The organism is bacterium endosymbiont of Bathymodiolus sp. 5 South (assembly GCF_900128535.1).
Lineage (GTDB): Bacteria > Pseudomonadota > Gammaproteobacteria > PS1 > Pseudothioglobaceae > Thiodubiliella.
Genome location: NZ_FQTR01000292.1, coordinates 1 through 1494, shown reverse-complemented (window position 1 = coordinate 1494; position 1494 = coordinate 1). Strand labels below are relative to the sequence as shown.

At 38.2% G+C, this 1494-nt stretch carries 2 protein-coding genes; both read right to left on the bottom strand.

The genetic code is table 11. The features are described from left to right. Positions 1–202: 202 nt before the first annotated feature. Positions 203–793, bottom strand: coding sequence for a cob(I)yrinic acid a,c-diamide adenosyltransferase (cobO, locus tag BBROOKSOX_RS10915; RefSeq protein WP_257607871.1), 591 nt, complete (start codon positions 791–793; stop codon positions 203–205). Continuing rightward, positions 786–1355: a hypothetical protein gene (locus BBROOKSOX_RS10910; RefSeq protein ID WP_139661831.1), complete on the bottom strand. Its 570-nt coding sequence runs from the start codon at positions 1353–1355 to the stop codon at positions 786–788. The genes cobO and BBROOKSOX_RS10910 overlap by 8 nt, the downstream gene beginning before the upstream one ends. Between the last annotated feature and the right edge of the window lie 139 nt (positions 1356–1494).

Genomic DNA, 1494 nt, shown 5'->3' with positions numbered 1-1494 from the left:
TTTAGCAAAATCCAATTTTTGCCCAATTGGTGATTTCTTTAAACCTTGTCCTAGCAGGGCTAAGGCTGGGTTTAAAAAATCGCCAAGTGGGTGAAAAGTGGGTTTCTGATGATTGTTCCTATTTATGTAAAGGTCTCTTTTGATAGCATCATCAGTTGACATCTGATAATTAAGCAATTTTCTAGTATCTACAAAATATGTGTTACAAATCAATGCCTTTTTGAGCTCTGATATTAGACCTAAAAGCGTGTTTGGTGTCTGCTATTTTGCTAACGGTGTCAGCAATTTTGATTAAACCCTCTGAGGCAGCTCTACCCGTAATAACCACATGTTGGTTTTTTGGGCGTGCGTTGAGTGTATTTAAAATGACTTGTTCGTCTAAGTATTTGTAGTTAATCATATAGGTAAGTTCGTCAAGGACCACTAAATTAATGGCTTTATCTTTAAGGTATTGCTCCGCTTGTTGCCAAGTTTCTAACGCCATTTTTTTATCAAATTCTTGGTTTTGTGTGTCCCAAGTAAAGCCTGTATTCATAGATATAATACGGACATTTTCCTGTTTGGCAAGAAAAGCATCTTCGCCTGTGGCTTGTGTGCCTTTTAAGAATTTGACAATAGCAACTTGCAACTCATAGCCCAATGCACGACATACCATACCAAGTGCGGAAGAAGATTTGCCCTTGCCATTACCCGTCAATAAGACAATAATGCCTTTATCTATATTTGCCTCTTGAATGCGAGCATCAATATGCACCTTTTTGCGTTGCATTCTGTCTTTGTACCCATTAGTCACTTTTTTGAAGCTTTAGCGCAGGACTAATGCGTGGTACTAGTGTAAAGGTAATAATGATGATTGCCATCCAAGACAGGGTAGTTGGAATTTCAATCATTGACCATTTTGCTACATATGCTGGAAAATCGCGCCACCCTGTTTGACTATAAGTCGTCGTGAAAAAGTAATAACTGCTTGTGGCTGCGAACCATTGCGTGCAGGTGGCAATGATAATAACGAATGCATTTTTAACGATATTGTCATCAATTACCAGAGTACTGATGGCTTTACTGATCCAAAAAATACCATAGTAAGTTAGTGGCAGTAAACTATAAGCAGGAGTGATACAATGGGCACTAACACCTTGATGCACGATAGCGTAATTATCAATTGCCACGCTACTCAAAATAAGTGTGAAGACCACCCAAAACTTGCGAAAATAAACGCCGGCAATAAATAAGGCGGGAATGGTGAAATCAGGCAAATGTAGCATTGATGAAAGCCAGTTGTCGTGTCCGCGCGTGACAATCATTAAAAGCACCATCATGAGTACAGCAAACAGAGTATTGATTTGTTTTGTCATTTTTAATCCTTTAGAGACCTTTGCATAAATATGAATAATCATCAAAACGCCATTTTTCACCAACTTGACAATTTTATGAAACACAGCCATAGCTTTGCTATGACTATATTTCATAAAATCACCAATTCGGCAAAACTTG